Origin of the sequence: Shewanella sp. AC91-MNA-CIBAN-0169 (genome assembly GCF_040310165.1) — a bacterium.
In the GTDB taxonomy this organism is placed as follows: Bacteria; Pseudomonadota; Gammaproteobacteria; order Enterobacterales; family Shewanellaceae; genus Shewanella.
Map to the genome: position 1 here is coordinate 237,358 of NZ_JBEOPM010000001.1, position 18,909 is coordinate 256,266.

The following is an 18,909-nucleotide window of genomic DNA, read 5'->3' on the forward strand; positions in this document are numbered from 1 at the left end:
TCTCTGATGGGTTGTTTTTGAGGTTGTAATGATTCGAGCGGTAAAACAAACACTAACGGCAGTTCCAACCCCTATGGCTGGATTAGCGTTGGGAATTGCAAGTTTAGGTTGGAGTTGGGAAACCCTCGTTGATTTACATCATTATAGTCAGTGGGTTGGGGCTGCCATTGCAAGTGTATTATTGCTGATTTTAAGTGCTAAATTTTTATTACATTCGGATTTATTACGCCAGGATCTTGCTCATCCAGTGGTCGGCAGCGTGGTACCTACTTTTGCAATGGCGTTAATGGTGGTGTCGAATTCGCTGAGTTATGCCTCTGCACTCGCAGGTGATTTATTATGGTCATTTGCAGTATTGCTGCACATCAGCTTTTTGGTCGGGTTTATTTATCATCGCAGTAAACAATTTTCACTGCATCATATGGTGCCTAGTTGGTTTATTCCGCCCATTGGTATTGTGGTGGCCGATGTGTCGTTTTCAGGCAATATTCATCTAGCGTGGGTTGCTCATGCTGCGCTAATCTTTGGCATGTTGAGTTATGCCATAATGTTACCGATGATGATTTATCGTCTTATATTTACAGAACAAATCCCAGATGCAGCCAAACCTACTTTAGCGATTTTAGCGGCGCCAGCAAGTTTATCTTTGGCGGGCTATTTAACGGTAATTGAACAACCATCGCCGGTCATTGTTGGGCTATTATTTGGTATTGGGGTGTTAATGACCTCAATTATCTATTTGTGTTTTTTCAAACTGATGCGTTTACCCTTTAGCCCCGGCTATGCCGCATTTACGTTTCCGATGGTGATTGGGGCAACGGCATTATTTAAAATGTCTGTTTGGATGGAAAGTGTTGGCATGGCAGCGGAATATGTACAGCAAATTAATGCATTAGCTGAGTTTGAATTGCTTGTCGCTACCGTGGTTGTCAGTTATGTTTGTCTGCGATATCTGCATTTTTATCAACCGAGTAGAGTCTTGGTGGCTAATCCATAAATGAGCGTATATGACCCCAGCAATTGAGATAGCAAAAAAGCATAAAATAGATTTTGAAGTACATGAATACCACCATGATACTAATAGTGAATCTTATGGTTTAGAAGCAGCGCAAAAACTGGGCGTGCCAACGGAACAAGTGTTTAAAACCTTGGTGGTGAGTTTAGATAATCAAGCGCTGGTGGTTGGGGTTGTGCCAGTGTCGTCGATGTTGAGTATGAAGTTAATCGCGAAAGCCGCAGGCGCAAAAAAAGCCCGCATGGCAGAGGCATTAGTCGTTGAGCGTTCTAGCGGTTATGTACTGGGTGGAGTGAGCCCATTAGGGCAAAAAAAACCTCTGCCGACAGTTATCGATATTTCTGCACAGCAGCATCAACGTATCTACATTAGCGCCGGCAAAAGAGGCGTAGATATTTCGTTAAGCCCTGCTGATTTACAACGGTTATTGAACGCCACGTTTGCTGATATTTGTGCCCAACGTTAATGTCTATTTGCCGTTAACTGGCCGATGAGATTGTTAGCTTAATGACCATTGTCAGCAAGCAATACGCAGCCAACATTTCGCAGCCAATAATTTTCTACAAAGAGTTTGCTATAAAAGGTTAGCTATAAAGAGATCGCCGTAAACATTTGCCGTAAACAATTCACCTCAAACAATTCATCTCAAACATTTTATCGTAAAATATCTGCTCTTAAACAAGTTCGTCTCAAAAGAGTGAGTCTCAAAATCATTAATCTCAAAGAATGAGTGTTGAACTATTCAAGTTCAAACTCTAGGTTTTACCTTCGTTCAATAACACCCTTCATTATCAATTTATTTTGGCTTTAAACTCTGCTTGGGTATTGAGATTAGCCTTTTGATACCAATAATCGAGCATTCTACTGATTTCTGCTTGGGTGATATCTTCAGTTTTATTAACCTGAGTGTTAGCGGTATTGTTACTTGCTGTAACCTCTGCCGTTTTTGTGACTGGTACTGGCGCTACTGGCGCTACTGGCGCTATTGGTACTATTGGTACTACTGGTGCAATTGGCGCTGCAGTAGCTGTTTTTTTGTTGATAGGTTTAGCTGATGCAATTGCAGCTATGGCGCCAGATTCATTATATTGTGCGATCTCTTGAGCAAAATCACGGCCAATTTGTAAGCCTGATTTCATCAGTTTATCTTGAGTAAATACAATGCTTTTACCCGTATTGTCGGTTAACGTTATAGTGGGTTGATCATTAAATTGATTGGCGCGTGAGGCAGAGTTAATGGTCGGCAATGTGAGTTGGTAGTTTTGCTCGCTGGCCTGAAAACGCAAGATAACAACATCAGAAACAAAATTATTTTGGCTGCCATTATCGCGATAACGGGCTTGATAGCGAAAAGCGATTTGTTGCATGTTATCGGGCATGCTTAAGTCCAGTTTTACACTAGATTGCTGTTGTGATGCTTTACCGTTAACTAATACCGTTTCGACTCTGTCTGGCAGTTGTAAACTGGCGGCGATGCCCATAGGGCTAAGAGTAAGACAAAGTAACGCGATGATATGACGCATAGTATGTTATTCCATTGATGTTGATGAACAATATTGTGTGTTATGTGTAAGCACAATAATTGCTTAATTTCCTAATAGCTTAAGTGGTAATAAATGCTGGTCGGTAATGCTCTGGCAGTTCAAAGGTTTTTAGCATGTTGCTTAATGGGCAAACAAAACGGAAATAACACGATGTCAGTGCAAGGTCGGGCGAGTGCTCGTCGCCATTGCCATGCAAACGGTCGCCTACAACCGGGTGGCCTAAGCTAGCCATATGAATCCTAATTTGATGTTTACGGCCGGTGTCTATTTTTACCTGTACCTTGGATTGATTCAACTCTGAGTTGTAGGTCAGTAAGGTGGCGTGGGATAACGCCGGTTTATTATCGACCGGAGTATCAATGGTAACGGGATTGCTCGGAAACTCACCTTCAACAATCACTTGATAGTACTTTTCCAATTCGCGAGTTTCAAACAGCTTAGCAATAGCGGCAGCGGCTTTTTTACTGTGTCCCAATACTAATAAACCGGTAGCAGCACGATCTAGACGATGAATAATAAAGGCATTGCGCTGCGGCTGCATATTTAATTCAGCATAGCGATTAATGGTGGTGTGATCGCTCCACTTTGAGCCCTGGCAACGCATAGCATAGGGCTTGTACCAAATGCTGTAGTCGCCTTCATCAAACAATAACTCTGCCGGTGTGACTTGTTCGTCTAAAATGTATTGATTGTAATAGAGATGCAGTTTGTCACCGGGTTGCAAAGGCTTTTTTGCACGGCGAATACGATTAGTTTGTTTACCATGGCTGTGCCAGATAGCACCTTTTTGCATAGCATCTTTCAATACTTGCTTGCTCAGGCTACTGGCTTGCGCCAAAAGCTCAATAGCGTCAGTACTGTGCTCGGTAATATCAATATGGTATTCGGTTTTATCAGCCATCATTTGGTTAACTCTAACAATGCAGTTTATCAGCAGTAAATAACGCTAAATGTTACCTTATTTAGCGCTTCAATGTTGATTAGTTAATGAAACTTTCTCTTCGCTTAAGTATCTATGTATCATCTGTCGTAAAGTTGTTTTAGCATAACGCGACAAAACACCATATCAATCTGGAGTAGGTAACTTGGAACACATCGTTTGGGATTTTGATCCTATATTAGTCTCGTTTATGGGATTAACCGTACATTGGTACGGCGCGCTTTTTGCGTTGGCTATAGCCACTGGTTTTCAGGTGATGAAGCACTTTTACAAAAAAGAAGGCTTAGATGTTGAGTCTCTTGATAACCTATTAGTGTATTGCGTTATTGGCATTATTGTTGGGGCTCGTTTAGCTCATTGTATTTTTTATGACCCTGGGTATTACTTTGCTCATCCGCTGAAGATATTTGCGATTTGGGAAGGCGGCCTTGCTAGCCATGGCGGCGGGTTAGGAGCGATATTGGGTCTGTATTTTTACCAACGTAAAGTGAAGTTACCGTTTTTGTTTTTACTCGATCGTTTAGCTATTGCGACAGCCATATTTGGCTTTTTTGTGCGTATGGCGAACTTTGCTAATTCAGAAATTTTGGGCGAACCCACTAATCAGCCATGGGGCATTATTTTTAAACGTATTGATATGTTGCCGCGCCATCCTGCGCAGTTGTATGAATCGTTTGCCTATTTATTAATATTTATCGGCTTATTCGCCATTTATAAATACACCAATATGAAGCAAAAACACGGCGCTATCTTTGGTTTGTTTTTGGTATTGGTCTTTACTGCGCGTATCGCGATTGAAAGCGTGAAAGTCAGCCAGGCGGCATATCATGAGTCAATGCTCAGTGCCGGCCAGTGGTTAAGTTTACCGTTTCTATTCGCGGGTATTGTGTTGCTGGTTATGGCTTACCGTAAACGCAGCTAATATGCTTACAAACTGAAAGTGATATCCAATAAAAACGTCCTATGGCTAATGCGATAGGACGTTTTTTTATGAGTAATCTGAGTCAGGATTTAATGCCTTTTACTTGGCATTACATACCTGCTGGTAAATACTTAAATCGCTTCATTTGTTCGTAATGGGTATCAACAATTTTTTGTACTTGTTCTGGTGTCAGTTTGGTTTTCCACTGATGCTTGCCACCATTTCTAAAGAAGGCATTAGCATTTTCATGTTTTTCAACAAAGCCGAGTTTAGTTTCTTGGGCTTTCAATTGAGCAAAAGAAGAGTGCTTAATGGCATTTTTCAGGCGGACAGGATCTTTTTTCAAACCTAAAAAGGATTCTACTTTACGGAAGACCTTTTTAGGATCATCTAGCATATCCTCATAGCGTAAAATCAGCTTTGAGGCATCATCGGCAGTCCAGCTAGACACATGCATAGACCAAGAGGTAATAATTTGTGGCACATGCGGTGCTTCATTTGGCGTGCCAGTCATTTCTTCTGCCATATAAGCTATGGCTTCATCGATGCTGTAACCAAAGTAATTGGCCATTGAGATTGCCACATCTAGCGGGTTACGAACCACATAAATTGCCCCAGATGTGACTGAGGAATTATGCAGTGGATGACCGTTGTATTCGCCTAGGTAGTTGTGGGTTTTTACAAATGTGGTGCCATTAGCTTGATGCGCAATATCAGCCTGAACCTGTGGCCGCAATACACTCACCTCTTCTAACGTCAGCTCGGTGGTGGCAGCTTTGTCTTTTGGTAAATAATGCTGGTAACGATGCGCGGCCGACTCTGCCGTCGAAATGGTGTGCATGGTATTAATATCAATCGGTTGATCTTGATTTTGAATATAGTTTTCTAAAAATGCGCGTACCCAAGTGTTACCCGATTTAGGGTAAGAGGCCACCCAAAGTATGTTTCCCATCCGTAATCCTTTGTTATTATTTTTACGTCTTTCAATGCAGTAAAACTACCGATAATTGTGCAAAATGGCAAGTTTACTGGGGTGTTTGTATAGGGATTAAACTGTGATTATAACAACGATAATGTCGCTAAATGTAAATGCTGTAATGAATTTCAAGCTTCATAGCGCATGGTTTATTGTTAAGCGCTGACATTAATTGCTTTGCATCAAATCGCTTTGCATCAAATCGCTAGCAAATGTAGCATGCTTGTTAATAAATGCCTTGCGACCGTTTGGTAGAGGTATTTTAGGCTGTATTATGTATAAAACAACAAGGAGAGTTTTGATGAATATTAATGCAACGCTGATTGGCCAGTTAATTGTTATTTTCGCATTGCTAGTGGGTGTTATCAGTTATTTTCTTGGTCGTCGTAAAACACAATCACCGATTATGGCGGGCGTGCTTGGCGCTGTATTATCAATTGTACCGCTATTTGGTTTGATCTATTTAGTGGTGTTGATGCTCAAAAATGATGTTAATTTAGGCGCTGAAACCGCAAGCAATTAAAGGTTGTTCCTAGGTCTCCTTTTAATGTTAAGGCTGCTGTTTTGATGCAGTTACCATTTTTTCTGCTAGTGATAATAAGTTTCGGGTCAACTTATGCAACGTTAATTCCTCGCTCTGTTTATGAAGCATTCCGGTTATTGGGTTCTATTTCAGAGTGTGTTTCAGTATTAATGGCTTACGGCTTAATCGTTGCGTACAACAAATTTACCTCAGAAAAAATTGCGGTTATCTCTTCATCATAACGTTGGGCTTTGTTCAGTTGAGCATTAAAAGGGGATAGCTGAGTGTTGTATCCACTTTAACTGCTCTGACAAGGCTCTAAACCAGTAAACGTGTCCGCGGCGTTACTGTTTAAACGCTTTGATTTTACTTATGCAACCCTTTATACTTGCCGCTGCATTTTTATGCACTGCGCGTTTAATAAATTTTAAGCCTAATTTACACATATTGCCGAGGTCGTTTTTCCATAATGAATATTAAGCCGCATTAGTTTTCCCTCCCTATTTGGATCGTTAAGATCCGTCCGTAATTGCTGCCATGTTGGTAGTTTTTGTTGTATATCACTATCCAATATCATTTTGTCGCATTAATGAGTTAATTTCACCGCTGACGCACGCTGATATATCAGGCGTTAACATATGTTATTGGCATATTGGCTAACATTAAAACAGAGTAAAATACATGATACAAAACATGAAAAAAGAATGGTTTTCCAACATCCGTGGAGATCTGTTAGCAGGTATAGTCGTCGCGCTAGCGTTAATTCCTGAGGCGATTGCCTTTTCTATTATTGCTGGGGTTGATCCAAAAGTGGGTTTGTACGCTTCATTCTGTATCGCTGTGGTCATCGCGTTTACGGGTGGACGTCCTGGAATGATCTCTGCGGCCACGGGTGCTATGGCGCTATTGATGGTGACCTTAGTTAAAGAGCATGGTCTTGAGTATTTATTAGCAGCAACGTTATTGACCGGCATATTTCAAATTGCAGCAGGTTACTTAAAGCTTGGTAGTTTGATGCGTTTTGTCTCGCGTTCGGTGGTGACCGGCTTTGTGAACGCACTCGCCATTCTGATCTTTATGGCGCAGTTGCCAGAGCTCACAGATGTGACGTGGCATGTATACGCTATGACCGCCGCTGGACTGGGTATTATTTACTTATTCCCACTCATCCCAGTTATTGGTAAATCATTGCCGTCACCTTTGATCTGTATTGTCGGCTTAACCATTTTTGCGGTTTACATGGGATTAGATATCCGTACCGTAGGCGATATGGGACAACTTCCTGATACGTTACCAATCTTCCTTTGGCCAGAAGTGCCATTAACCCTTGAAACGTTAATGATTATCTTCCCTTACTCTGCTGGTCTTGCTGTTGTGGGTTTATTGGAATCGATGATGACAGCGACCATTGTTGATGATTTAACCGATACGCCAAGCGATAAAAACCGCGAATGCAAGGGCCAAGGTATTGCGAATATCGGTGCTGGTTTATTGGGCGGCATGGCAGGTTGTGCCATGATTGGTCAATCAATTATCAACGTTAAATCAGGCGGGCGTGGGCGTTTGTCGACATTCTCTGCCGGTTTGTTTTTGCTAATCTTGATCGTGTTTTTAGGTGATTGGTTAAAAATGATCCCTATGGCTGCACTCGTTGCCGTGATGATCATGGTGTCTATTGGAACCTTCTCTTGGGATTCTATTCGTAATCTTAAACATCATCCTTTATCGACCAATCTTGTGATGGTTGCCACAGTTGTTGTGGTTGTCGCTACCCATAATTTAGCGATTGGGGTATTTGTAGGTGTGTTACTTGCCTCGTTATTTTTTGCCAATAAAGTGGGCCGTTTTATGGTGGTTAAAAACACCGACACTTCAGCAGACACTGGCCGTCATTATCAAATTATTGGCCAAGTCTTTTTTGCCTCAGCAGATAAGTTCAGCAACTCATTTGATTTCAGAGAAGTGGTTGATAAGGTGACTATTGATTTATCTTTGGCACATTTTTGGGATATTACTGCGGTATCGGCGCTCGATAAAGTGGTGATTAAATTCCGCCGCGAGGGCACTGAAGTTGAGTTAATTGGTCTTAACGAAGCCAGCGCTACCATTGTGGATAAATTTGGTGTGCATGATAAACCCGAAGACGTTGAAAAAATGATGTCAGGTCACTAAGCCCATAGCCACACCATAAAAGGATAATAAAGATGACAAATGTGATTGCCTGTATCGACGGTTCAAAAGCAACACGCGCGGTATCTGATGCTAGTGGGTGGGCGGCTATGCAGTTGAATGCCCCTGTGACTTTACTACATGTATTGGATAAGTCTGCCTATCCTACAGAGTTAAATCTGTCGGGAAATATTGGCCTTGGAAGCCGAGAGCATCTGCTTGCTGAAATGGTTGAACTTGAAGGGCGCATGAGCAAACTCGCGCTCGAACAAGGTAAATATATGCTACAAGATGCGCAAACGAGCATTGTGGCGGCGCAACCTTCTGTGACTGTGCAAATACTGCAGCGCCATGGCGATTTAGTTGAAACGCTGCTTGAGCAAGAAGCTGATGCCAGACTGGTGGTTATTGGTCGTCAAGGTGAGCAACATCAAGATCAAGCGCAAGCGATTGGCAGTCATTTAGAAAGTGTTATACGCACGCTTAAACAGCCGATTTTAGTGGTGATGGCTGATTTTACAATGCCAAGCCGTTTTATGATTGCTTATGACGGCAGTGCTACTTCGAAAACCGTGCTTGAACGCGTGATAAGCAGCCCACTACTTAAAGGGCTCGCATGCCATTTAGTGATGGTGTCTGACAATCAGTCTCAAGCGCTGACCGAATTGACTTCAGTTGCAGACTCTCTTACCGAGGCTGGTTTTGAGGTAACAACTGCGGTTTGTCAGGGCGAGGTGCAAACGGCTCTAGAGGCTTACCAGCTAGCACACCAAATTGATTTAATGGTAATGGGTGCTTATGGTCATTCACGTATTCGTGAGTTTTTTGTTGGTAGTAACACGACACGGATGATCAGTAAAAGCCACATCCCGTTGTTATTGTTGCGTTAAGCAAAAAAGACTAGCGTCGCTTCGCTGCTAGGGATAGCTTAAAAAAATGATAACAAGCGGTGACAAGCGAACGCTGCGCTTACGGATAGAAGGATCTAGCACCTAGGCGCCTGGCTTGTTATCGCTTGATACCGCTCATTATCTCTGGGATAGGGATAGTTTAAAAAATGATAACAAGCGGTGACAAGCGAACGCTGCGCTTACGGATAGAAGGATCTAGCACCTAGGCGCTTGGCTTGTTATCGCTTGTTATCGCTCGTTACCGCTCGTTACCGCTTGTCATCCAACACTTGGCTGCAGTGACTTTTCTGCTTTTACAGCACACACCTTATATTCTGGAATTTTTGCAATGGGATCTAATGCATTAATGGTCAGTTTATTGGCTGCGGCTTCGGCAAAGTGGAATGGTAAAAATAATACTCCTACCTGAGCCCGCTTAGTCACAAAGGCGGCTATGTCTATTTCTCCGCGGCGAGTACTCAGTTTCAACATATCACCGTTATTGACTCCCAATTGCTCGGCATCAAAAACCGAAATCATTACTCTGGGCGACCCTTTAATATCCAGTTCCGGGGTTTTGCGCGTCATAGTACCAGTATGGAATTGTTCCAGTAAACGGCCTGTTGAAAGGGTTAATGGATATTCGCTATCGGGCATTTCGGCAGGTAGTCGATAGCTCACTGGCATCATCCTGCCTTTACCACGTAAAAATGTTTCGGTATGCAAAATCGGTGTGCCAGGATGGTTTTCATCAAAGCATGGCCACTGTAAACCATCTACCTTATGTTCAAGTCGTTGCCAGGTAAGGCCTTGATATTGCGGGGTGACGTGGTTAATTTCTTGCCAGATATCTTTGGTGCTGTGGTAATTCCAATTAGCATCAAGGCTGTTGGCAATCATTTGGATAATTTTCCAGTCTACAATCGCATCCCCAGGAGGGGTTAACGCGACACGTAATTGTTGTACCCGACGTTCTGTATTAGTGAAATGGCCATCTTTTTCGGCAAAGGCAGTTGCGGGTAGTACCACATGGGCCATCTGCGCGGTTTCGGTTAGAAAGATATCTTGCACTACCATAAATTTAATTTTGGATAGTGCAGCGATTACGTGAGCTTGGTCCGGATCGCTTAGCACTGGGTTTTCACCCAATACATACAGAGCATCGAGTTTACCTTTGACAATAGCCTGCATGATTTCAGTTGCTGCTAATCCTATCTCTAAATTTAGCGATGTATTGCCCCAAGCTTTGGCAAATTTAACGTTATTGAGTGGGTTATCGACTTGCTGATAACCGGGATAATAATTGGGTAACGCGCCCATATCACAGGCACCTTGCACATTACTTTGGCCACGTAGTGGATTGAGTCCGCCGCCCGTCACGCCAATGTTGCCACACAGCAATTGCAAGTTAGAGGTGGACACAACGTTGTCATAACCCGAGGTATGTTGAGTAATTCCCATGGCATAATACAAGGCGGTTTTATCCGCGGTACCAATCATTTTTGCCATAGCGGCAATGTTTTCAGCGCTCACACCAGTAATTAACGCTGCATTGGCTAAGTTGTAATCTGGCTTCATCACTTCTTGCTTGAGCAATTCATAGTCTTCAATACGGCTATTGATGTAGTGCATGTCTTGCCAGTTATTGATGATAATTTGCTGCATGATGGCATTGAGTAACATCACATCTGTGCCCGGTTTATGTGACACATATAAATGGGCACTGTCTGCAATAGCCGTTCTCTTTGGGTCCGCCACAATTAAGCGCGCGCCGTGTTGGCTGACCGCTCTTTTAATGTGAGAGGCGATAATAGGATGGGCGCTGGTGGTATCGGAGCCGATAATAAAAATAACATCGGACTCTTTGATACTGGGAATATCATTGGTCATGGCCCCGCCGCCAATGGTATCGGATAACCCTGCAACAGATGATGAATGACATAGTCGTGCGCAGTGATCGATGTTATTAGTGCCCATAATGCTACGGGCGAATTTTTGCATTAAATAGTTTTCTTCATTGGTGCATTTAGCTGAAGACAATGCCGCAAACTTGCTTGGCCCAGCAGCATCTTTAATCGGTTGAAGTTGCTGTGCTATATAGTTAATGGCCTCGCTCCAGCTGGCCGGTTCTAGCTGACCATTTTTGCGAATTAATGGTGTGGTAAGGCGTTTAGGGCTGTTTAAAAAGTCAAAACCAGAGCGCCCTTTAACACATAACATGCCTTCATTGACCACTGATTGAGTATCGCCAGATACTCGCATTACATGATTTTTGGCCGGGTCGACATGCAGTTCAACCCGGCAACCGACACCACAATATGTGCACACGGTTGAGGTTTTGGTTAACGCTCTGTCGCTGCCTTGGGTTTTATCGCGGGCATCAACCAAAGCGCCAGTAGGGCAAACTTGAACACAGTTACCGCATTGCACACAATCACTGTCATTCATCGACGCAGTAAAGCCAACACGAGGGGCGTTGCGGCTAATGCCTGCTGTTGTAGCATCGGGTAGTGCTTGATAACTATTGGCTTCAAAGCTGATAACGTTATGACCACTTTGTTGATGGCAAGCGTCAATGCAAGCGGCGCAACTGATACAGCGATTAGCGTCGAAAGTAATAAAAGGCGCACTGTTATCGACTTTAAATTTACGCGACTGAGTTTGATCCAGTGTTTTTCCGTCGACTTTATATTCGGTGGCATAGTCGCGTAACTTACAATCGGTATTGGCTTGGCAAGCACACTCCAAACAACGCATAGCTTCTTGCATTGCTTCATCGGGAATGAATCCTAGCTCTACTTCGGCAAAGTTAAGCGCTCGATTGAGCTGGTTTAGCTCTGGCATTTTTAAGCGACGACGTTTGGCTGTCTCAGGGTATAAGTTAGGGTAAGCGTTGGGATGTAGCGCTGCAGATAACGAGGCTGTTTTGTTGGCTTTTCGTGAGTTAAATAGTCCAGGCTCTAAATGACATGTTAAGCCTTCAGTTAATAATCCTTCAATGGCTTCAGCGGCTTTTCGACCGTCTGCCACCGCACCAACTGCAGTACCTGGGCCGGTGCGGGAATCACCGATAACAAATAGCTTTTCCACTCCAGCAGACATGGTTTGCTCGCAGCCAAGGAAAGTATGCCAGCGGGTCAGGGCGATATGGCCAGTGTCTATTTGATTTTCTGGCTGGTCTAAAAAGGCTAAATCCACTTGTTGAGATACCGCAGGAATTACAGTGTCGAATGCTTCTTCAAAGGTTTCGCCAGTCGCTTTAGGAGAACGGCGACCAGATTCATCGGGCTCGCCGAGCGCCATTTTAGCAAAGGTGACGGATTTAACCCGGCCTTGGTCATCGCTGTGGTTTTCCAGAGGATTAGTGAGAAAATGAAACTTAACCCCTTCCTCTTCTGCTTCATGTATTTCATAGGGCTCAGCTGGCATTTCATCACGGCTACGACGATAGATTAAGGTCACATCAGCACCATCACGGACAGCGGTACGGGCGCAATCAATGGCAGTATTACCGCCACCAATGACGGCCACTTTTTTGCCTGTAATGAATTTTTTGTCGGTGCAATAATCGCGTAAATAGTCCACACCTAAATAACAGCCGATTAAATCACTGCCAGGATAATTCATTGGCATGGCTTTTTGTGCCCCAATAGCAAGGCAAACCGCATCATAATTGGCCACTAACTCGGTTAAATTGGTATCACGACCCAGTTCAACTCCAGTTTCAATCTTAAGTCCGTTGCGGGTGAGCAGTTCAATCTCTTTATCGAGTATATCTTTAGGTAAGCGGTACTCAGGAATACCGTAACGTAACCAGCCCCCTGCTTTAGGAGCCGACTCCATAATGGTGACATCGTGACCATTATTAGACAAATAATAACCCGCGGTTAGCCCTGCTGGGCCACTGCCGATAATCGCAATGCGCTTGTTGGTAGCGGGTGCTTTTGGCGGAGCATAAGACTCTGCATCTTGTAAATCTAAGTCTGCTGCATGACGTTTTAATTGGCGAATTGCCACAGGTTCATCTACTAGTCCGCGGCGACACTGGGCTTCACAAAAAGCCGGGCAAACACGGCCAATAGACAAGGGTAAAGGTAAGGTTTGCTTGATGACTTTGACGGCTTCTTTATGATCACCTCTGCCGATATGATACAGGTACGACTGCACGTCAACGCCGGCAGGACAGGCGGTTTGGCAAGGTGCTTCACAATCCGCAAAGTGATCACTCAGAATATCTTTGAGTGCTTGTTGCCGAAGGTGGCTTAAGTGGCTCGACTGGGTAATGACCTCTAAGCCGGTTTCAAGCGGGGTTTCACAGGCACGAACACATCGTAAGCTGCCATCATGGTTTTTGATTTGTACTTGGCACAAATTGCAGTGTTGTCTCTCTTGGCGATGAGAATAATCACATAAGCTAGGGATGTTAATACCGGCGTTTTTTGCTGCCTTTAACAAGCTGTCTGCTTTAGGAAGCGAAAGTGTTGTTCCGTCGATAGTGATATCAATCATTGCAAAGCCTTTTCATTTTTTGAGTCACGGGCAAAGTCTAATGCCTTTGAGGATGGGACGAGTAGGGCGTCAATAGGGATAAAAAACTAAACCTAAAATGGGGTTAATGTCAGCAATGGCAGATTAAGCTGATAACCTTGCGCTCGCATCTACAGTCTATGCATCAAGTTTAATTTGAGGAGTGATTTTCAGATGTGACTTAGATCATTTTTATTGCGATTAAATGTGTATTTTATATTAATGTTATAATAAACAATTAATTACTTATGGTTTTATGTCGTAATTATTGCTAGGAGAGTGATGATTTGTTGTCATTGTTCACAATTGTGGACAGTTGGTTGTGATGAGAGGATTCATCGCTGTTGCAACCATTGCAGTTATAGCCATTGCTGTTACAACAATGGCTGTTACAACAAAGCAGGCTGAATAAATGATATTCAACCTGCTTGTTTATTGCTACTTCAATCTAAAAACCACTTCAACTCTGTCGCTAATGTTAACTTGGCCTTGTTGATAGGTTTGCGCCACATCGGCATTCATTTTCATGCTGGCGCGGTACATTTCTGGCTGATTGGCTTGTTGCGGAAAGTATCTTACTTGCCATACCCCAGCAATTTGTTCACCAAAGCCTTTTGCTAAAGATTGAGCTTTTTGCTTGGCATCATCAATCGCGGCTTGGCGAGCTTGAGCAATGATTTTGGCTTCTTGGCTCGACTTTAGTTCGATATTATTAACGTTATTAATCCCTTCAACCAAAGCGCTGTCGAGTAATTCATTTAAGTTGTTAAGGTCAATTACGGTAATGGTCATTTGACGACTAGCGTTATAACCCGTGAGTTTACGCGGTTCATTTTGCACATACATATATTGCGGATTAAGTTGTAAATTAGCACTTTGAATGTGTTTTTTGTCGACTCCAGCCTTGAGTAAACGTTGCATAAATTGGCTGACGGCTTCGTCGGCTTTGTCTTTAGCGGCTTTAGCGCTATCGGCTTCTATAGATACTTGAACATTGATAATAGCCATGTCTGCTGCAGCTTCAATGGTGCTTGTTCCCACTGTTTCAATATGAGCAAAACTGAGCTCGGCTGCTTGTACTGGCGATAAACTGCTGGTGGCGGTTAAGGTAAATAATGAGGCAGAAATGATGCTTGTGAGTAATATTTTGTTCATTGATAACTCCGCTAGTGGTTAGCTAAATACTGTTTACACTCAGGTAAAGTGGGTCTGTTATGAGTGTAAACGGTGCAAATATAAAAAAGGGTTTTTATTTTTGACTATTTTCTGCGATTTATTTCTTACGGTTTATTTATGACTTACTAACTACTTAACAGAAACTAAAACAACTGGGCCGAGATATTAAGCAATTTGTTTCTGATCCATTGATTTACCGGATCGTCTTGGGCTTGTTGATGCCAATACATGTGTACCGCCAGTTCTGGTACTTCAAAGGGCAATGGCGACACTACAATTGGCATGGTTTGTTGTAACAACATGGCGTAGGTGTTTGGCATGGTCATGATCAAATCTGATTGGCAGATCACGCTGATGGCGGCAAAGTAATGCTCGCAGCGTAATGCAATATTGCGGCTAACGCCTTGATGGGCGAGTGCCATGTCGACGGTGTCGATGCTGAAGTCTTTTAAGCTCACTAATGCATGAGATGCGGCGGCATAATTAGCGAGCGTGAGCTGCTGTAATATAGAATGGTTTTGACGACACACTAATGAAAATCGTTCGCTACATATTAGAGTATTGCGAATATCTTTATGGGTTGGCATCAGTACATCGATAACAATATCTAAACTTTGCTGCGCCAGTGACGGCTCAAGTTCAGTGCGTTTAATTTGACGACTGTTTAGGGTGATATTGGGGGTGTTATTGAGTAAATCGGGCATAAGAATAGGAAAGAACATTGACTCTAATATGTCTCTTAAGCCTAGTTTTATCTCGCGTTTGTGCTGTTGTATGTCAAATGTCGCGGGTTGGCTAACGGTATTATTGAGTAACAGCAGCGCTTGTTGCACGTCGGGAATGATTTTTTGGCATAAGGCGGTTGGCACCATTTTACGGCCATGGCGGACAAACAACGGGTCGTTAAATTTGTCGCGTAGCCGAGCAATAGCATGGCTTACAGCGGGTTGTGTTAGGTGCAGTTTACTGGCCGCAGCAGTAATGCTGCCGTGCTGATATACCGTGCTCATAATGAGGAATAAGTTTAAATCAATCTTACTATGCAGCATATTAATAGTTATCTATGATTTAGTATCATTTGAATTTATTTTAGGCTTGGTTAAATTAAAGTCAAACTAAACTAATAAAAGTAGACTCAACATGACCGCAATAAATGACACTCAAGCACAGCAAATTCAAAAAATGACCATTGGCACAGATAAATATCCAATGCCGTTACCGCCAAAGTTTGATAATAAACAACAGCAACAACAATATGAAAAACAGCGTCTAGCGGCGGCATTTAGAGTATTTGCCCATTATCGATTCGACGAAGGATTGGCGGGGCATATCACCTTACGTGATTGTATTGATCCTGAGTCATTTTGGGTTAATCCGTTAGCGGTGCATTTTTCTAAAATTAGGGCTTCTGATTTAGTGCGAGTTGACCATAAAGGCAATATTTTGGAGGGTAAGCATCCAATCAATAATGCCGCATTTGCGATTCATTCGCGTATTCACCATGCGCGCCCCGATGTCAACGCAGTGGCTCACGCCCATACTACTTATGGCCGTGCATTTTCATCACTAGGTGAGTTACTTAAACCTATTTCTCAAGACGCATGCATGTTTTATGAAAACCACAGTGTGTTTGACACTTTTACCGGCGTGGTCGCCGATTTATCTGAAGGCGATATGATTGCTGAGGCGCTACAAGGCCATGCTGCGGTTATCTTACAAAACCATGGCTTACTCACTGTCGGTAAGTCTGTTGATGCGGCAACGGCTAATTTTGTCATGTTAGACAGTTGCTGCCATAGCCAGTTATTGGCACAGGCGGCGGGTGAACTTAAATTGATTGGCCATGAAATTGCGACTAAAACTCGCCAAATTAATGGCTCAGATTTAGTGACATGGGGTAATTTTCAACCTTTGTATCAGGTCATGTTGGCGCAAGATAACAGCTTTTTAGATTAAGCCTGTTAACGACGCCAAAGGGCGGTTTGATTTTGATAAAACCGTATTCATGCAGCTATATTTCGCAAGAACGTATTCTGTACTGATGCTTATGATACTCGCTAAGTCTGCTTAGCGAGCAAGGATGCAATTCCCTATGACAGGTTCGATTATTACCGAAATACTGCTGCCATTGTCGCTCGCCTTCATTATGTTTGGCATGGGCTTAAGTTTAACTCAATTTGATTTTTTACGTTTATGGCAAACTCCAATGCCGATTATTGGCGGCTTTATTGGCCAAATTATCGTGTTGCCTTTGTTGGCTTTTACGCTTTGTTTGTTGATGGACTTATCGCCAGCGATGTCGATAGGGTTAATGATTTTGGCTGCCTGCCCCGGTGGCACAACCTCAAATGTTGTAAGTCATCTTGCTAAGGCTAATTTGGCTTTGTCGGTGAGTTTGACTGCACTGAGTAGCATTGTGTGTGTTTTTACCGCGCCGTTTATCATCCAATTTGCGGTTAGCTATTTTAGTGAAACCCATGATATTGAGGTGTCGTTAAGCAGCATTTCATTAGGGTTATTGGTGATTACCTTACTACCGATTATGTTTGGCATGATTGTGCGGCGTTATTATCGCGATTGGGCTGTGAAGGTTGAGGTGTATTTTAGGCGCTTTGCATTAGTGTTTTTATTGTTGATGATTACTGGGGTGGTGATTCAAGAAAGTGACATTATCAGCGATGCTTTTAACGAGGTGTTTATTGCGTGCATGTTGTTAAATTTGCTTGCCATGATGGTGGGCGTAATTACTGCTAAGATATTCAAATTAAGCCACAAAGATAGCCTAACGTTGGCCATTGAAATTGGTTTGCAAAACTCCACTATGGCAATGCTTATTTGCATTAGTTTACTGCAAGCCCCGAGTTATGCTGTGGTGGCTGGAGTGTATAGTTTAACGATGTATTTAGGGGCTGGCTTGTTAATCGCCTATGCCCGTTATGCTAGAAACCAAAAACATACAGTTCAATCTAGCTAATTACATTAGTGCTATTGATTAACGGATTTTTGTCGTTTAGTTAATAGCTTAGTTACTTACTTAGGGCTTAGTTACATAGTGTTTAGTTACATAGTGTTTAGTTACATAGTGTTTAGTTACATAGTGTTTAGTTAGTTACTTCGTTACTTCGTTACTTCGTTACTTAGTGCTTACGCACTCGTGTTCCTACATCGAATGTCATTTTACTCTTTTTTGCTGGCGGTATTCACTGGGTGTGGTGCCTTGCCAGCGTTTAAAAGCCCGCCGAAAGTTAGCCACATCTACATAACCTAATTGATATGCCAATTGCTTAATACTGCCATTAGATTGCGATAAGTATTGCTTCGCAATATGGTGATTCACCGACGCGACAATGTTTTTATAGCTTGTTTGTTGTTGGGTTAAATGGCGATGAAGAGTCCGTGGGGTCATATTAAAATGCGTGGCTGTATCGCTTAAGCTTGGTAGTGGCATCGGACTTTGTAGTAAATACTGATACAACTTATCGCTAAGGCTTTGCTGTAAATCAAGTTTTTTAAGTTCGTTAATACACCATTGTTTAGCTTGAACAAACGAGCTGGGATCGGCCATATCCAAGCGTTGATTTAATGATGCTTGAGTTAATATTAGCTGGGTGCTGGCTTGATTAAAATGCACCGGTACTTTGAGTAATGCAGAGTATTGTTGCCAATAGGCTGGTGCTGCGAACCCCAAATTAACCTGGCTTATTGCAGGTGATAACGGGGTGGTTTGTTGTAACAAGTTGGCAATGGTGACGAGCAAAGTATCCATAAACGGTTGTTGAATCACGCCCAATGGTTGTATCGCTTGCAGTGTGATAACCATACTGCTGGCGGTTTCATGGGTATTAACATTAACTAATGGTGTGCGTGTATTGATAAATTGCTTCAATGTATCAATAGCTTGTTTAAGGGTACTGCTATTAAGGATGGCAAATCCCATCATGCCATGGGTGTTAATGCCTATTCGGCTGCCGACATGTAAACCTAAGTCTGGCCGTGCCGATAGATGAATTGCAGACGTTATCAGTCGTTGATAATCATCAAAACTCACTTGAAAGTGTGGGTCTTGTAGTTGTTCAAGCATAAGGCCGTTATGGGCTAGCCATATATCGACATTGCATTCCCACAGGCGCAGCTGTTGATACACTTGGTTTAAGTAAAATACAGGAAGCAGCTGCATAGCAATCTTATTAATGGCTTTGAGTTAGTTGTAACGGATTTTGCTGTGCT

Annotated in this window: 16 protein-coding genes; 9 read left to right on the forward strand and 7 right to left on the reverse strand. The window is 42.9% G+C overall.

Translation table 11 applies throughout. From position 1 onward, the window contains the following. Positions 1 to 28: 28 nt before the first annotated feature. Positions 29 to 997 carry a TDT family transporter gene (locus AAEY98_RS01005; RefSeq protein WP_351014575.1) on the forward strand — a complete coding sequence of 323 codons (969 nt, stop codon included), beginning with the start codon at positions 29 to 31 and terminating at the stop codon, positions 995 to 997. Between the two features lie 10 nt (positions 998 to 1,007). Further along, on the forward strand, positions 1,008 to 1,481 hold the full coding sequence (gene ybaK / locus AAEY98_RS01010) for a Cys-tRNA(Pro) deacylase (protein ID WP_162022404.1): 474 nt from the start codon (positions 1,008 to 1,010) through the stop codon (positions 1,479 to 1,481). 325 nt (positions 1,482 to 1,806) lie between these two features. Here the strand turns inward: ybaK and AAEY98_RS01015 are convergent, their stop codons facing one another. Then, a complete protein-coding gene (locus AAEY98_RS01015) occupies positions 1,807 to 2,538 on the reverse strand; it encodes a DUF2057 domain-containing protein (RefSeq protein WP_351014577.1) in 732 nt (243 codons plus the stop codon). A gap of 79 nt (positions 2,539 to 2,617) precedes the next feature. Beyond that, positions 2,618 to 3,463 carry a pseudouridine synthase family protein gene (locus AAEY98_RS01020; RefSeq protein ID WP_351014579.1) on the reverse strand — a complete coding sequence of 282 codons (846 nt, stop codon included), beginning with the start codon at positions 3,461 to 3,463 and terminating at the stop codon, positions 2,618 to 2,620. A gap of 181 nt (positions 3,464 to 3,644) precedes the next feature. Here AAEY98_RS01020 and lgt point away from each other — a divergent pair, with 181 nt between their 5' ends. After that, complete coding sequence (gene lgt, locus AAEY98_RS01025; protein WP_101085954.1) at positions 3,645 to 4,421, forward strand: prolipoprotein diacylglyceryl transferase; 777 nt, start codon at positions 3,645 to 3,647, stop codon at positions 4,419 to 4,421. A gap of 109 nt (positions 4,422 to 4,530) precedes the next feature. On the opposite strand, the gene AAEY98_RS01030 is transcribed toward lgt, so the two are convergent. Further along, positions 4,531 to 5,373: a sulfotransferase domain-containing protein gene (locus tag AAEY98_RS01030; RefSeq protein ID WP_101085953.1), complete on the reverse strand. Its 843-nt coding sequence runs from the start codon at positions 5,371 to 5,373 to the stop codon at positions 4,531 to 4,533. A 325-nt stretch (positions 5,374 to 5,698) separates the two neighbouring features. Here AAEY98_RS01030 and AAEY98_RS01035 point away from each other — a divergent pair, with 325 nt between their 5' ends. From AAEY98_RS01035 to AAEY98_RS01050, 4 genes are all read left to right on the forward strand, one after another. Further along, complete coding sequence (locus AAEY98_RS01035; RefSeq protein ID WP_351014581.1) at positions 5,699 to 5,920, forward strand: hypothetical protein; 222 nt, start codon at positions 5,699 to 5,701, stop codon at positions 5,918 to 5,920. Between the two features lie 44 nt (positions 5,921 to 5,964). Continuing rightward, entirely contained in the window at positions 5,965 to 6,162 is a 198-nt protein-coding gene (locus AAEY98_RS01040) for a hypothetical protein (protein ID WP_351014583.1), read from the forward strand. A gap of 439 nt (positions 6,163 to 6,601) precedes the next feature. Beyond that, complete coding sequence (locus tag AAEY98_RS01045; RefSeq protein WP_101085950.1) at positions 6,602 to 8,092, forward strand: SulP family inorganic anion transporter; 1,491 nt, start codon at positions 6,602 to 6,604, stop codon at positions 8,090 to 8,092. 32 nt (positions 8,093 to 8,124) lie between these two features. Next, positions 8,125 to 8,979: a universal stress protein gene (locus AAEY98_RS01050; protein ID WP_351014585.1), complete on the forward strand. Its 855-nt coding sequence runs from the start codon at positions 8,125 to 8,127 to the stop codon at positions 8,977 to 8,979. Positions 8,980 to 9,258: 279 nt separating this feature from the next. On the opposite strand, the gene fdhF is transcribed toward AAEY98_RS01050, so the two are convergent. The 3 genes from fdhF to AAEY98_RS01065 form a co-directional block, all read right to left on the reverse strand. Beyond that, complete coding sequence (gene fdhF, locus AAEY98_RS01055) at positions 9,259 to 13,488, reverse strand: formate dehydrogenase subunit alpha (protein WP_351014587.1); 4,230 nt, start codon at positions 13,486 to 13,488, stop codon at positions 9,259 to 9,261. A 456-nt stretch (positions 13,489 to 13,944) separates the two neighbouring features. Beyond that, positions 13,945 to 14,661 (reverse strand): oxidative stress defense protein, encoded by a 717-nt coding sequence (locus tag AAEY98_RS01060; RefSeq protein ID WP_182744674.1) that lies wholly within the window; start codon positions 14,659 to 14,661, stop codon positions 13,945 to 13,947. Between the two features lie 164 nt (positions 14,662 to 14,825). Further along, on the reverse strand, positions 14,826 to 15,731 hold the full coding sequence (locus AAEY98_RS01065; protein ID WP_350995643.1) for a LysR family transcriptional regulator: 906 nt from the start codon (positions 15,729 to 15,731) through the stop codon (positions 14,826 to 14,828). A 100-nt stretch (positions 15,732 to 15,831) separates the two neighbouring features. On the opposite strand from AAEY98_RS01065, the gene AAEY98_RS01070 reads away from it, so the two are divergent. Together AAEY98_RS01070 and AAEY98_RS01075 are read left to right on the forward strand one after the other, a co-directional pair. Then, positions 15,832 to 16,638, forward strand: a complete 807-nt coding sequence (locus tag AAEY98_RS01070; RefSeq protein ID WP_081430151.1) for a class II aldolase/adducin family protein — start codon at positions 15,832 to 15,834, stop codon at positions 16,636 to 16,638. A 136-nt stretch (positions 16,639 to 16,774) separates the two neighbouring features. Next, a complete protein-coding gene (locus AAEY98_RS01075; protein WP_351014590.1) occupies positions 16,775 to 17,656 on the forward strand; it encodes a bile acid:sodium symporter family protein in 882 nt (293 codons plus the stop codon). A 198-nt stretch (positions 17,657 to 17,854) separates the two neighbouring features. Here the strand turns inward: AAEY98_RS01075 and AAEY98_RS01080 are convergent, their stop codons facing one another. After that, positions 17,855 to 18,859, reverse strand: coding sequence for an AraC family transcriptional regulator (locus tag AAEY98_RS01080; protein ID WP_351014592.1), 1,005 nt, complete (start codon positions 18,857 to 18,859; stop codon positions 17,855 to 17,857). Positions 18,860 to 18,909 lie beyond the last annotated feature (50 nt).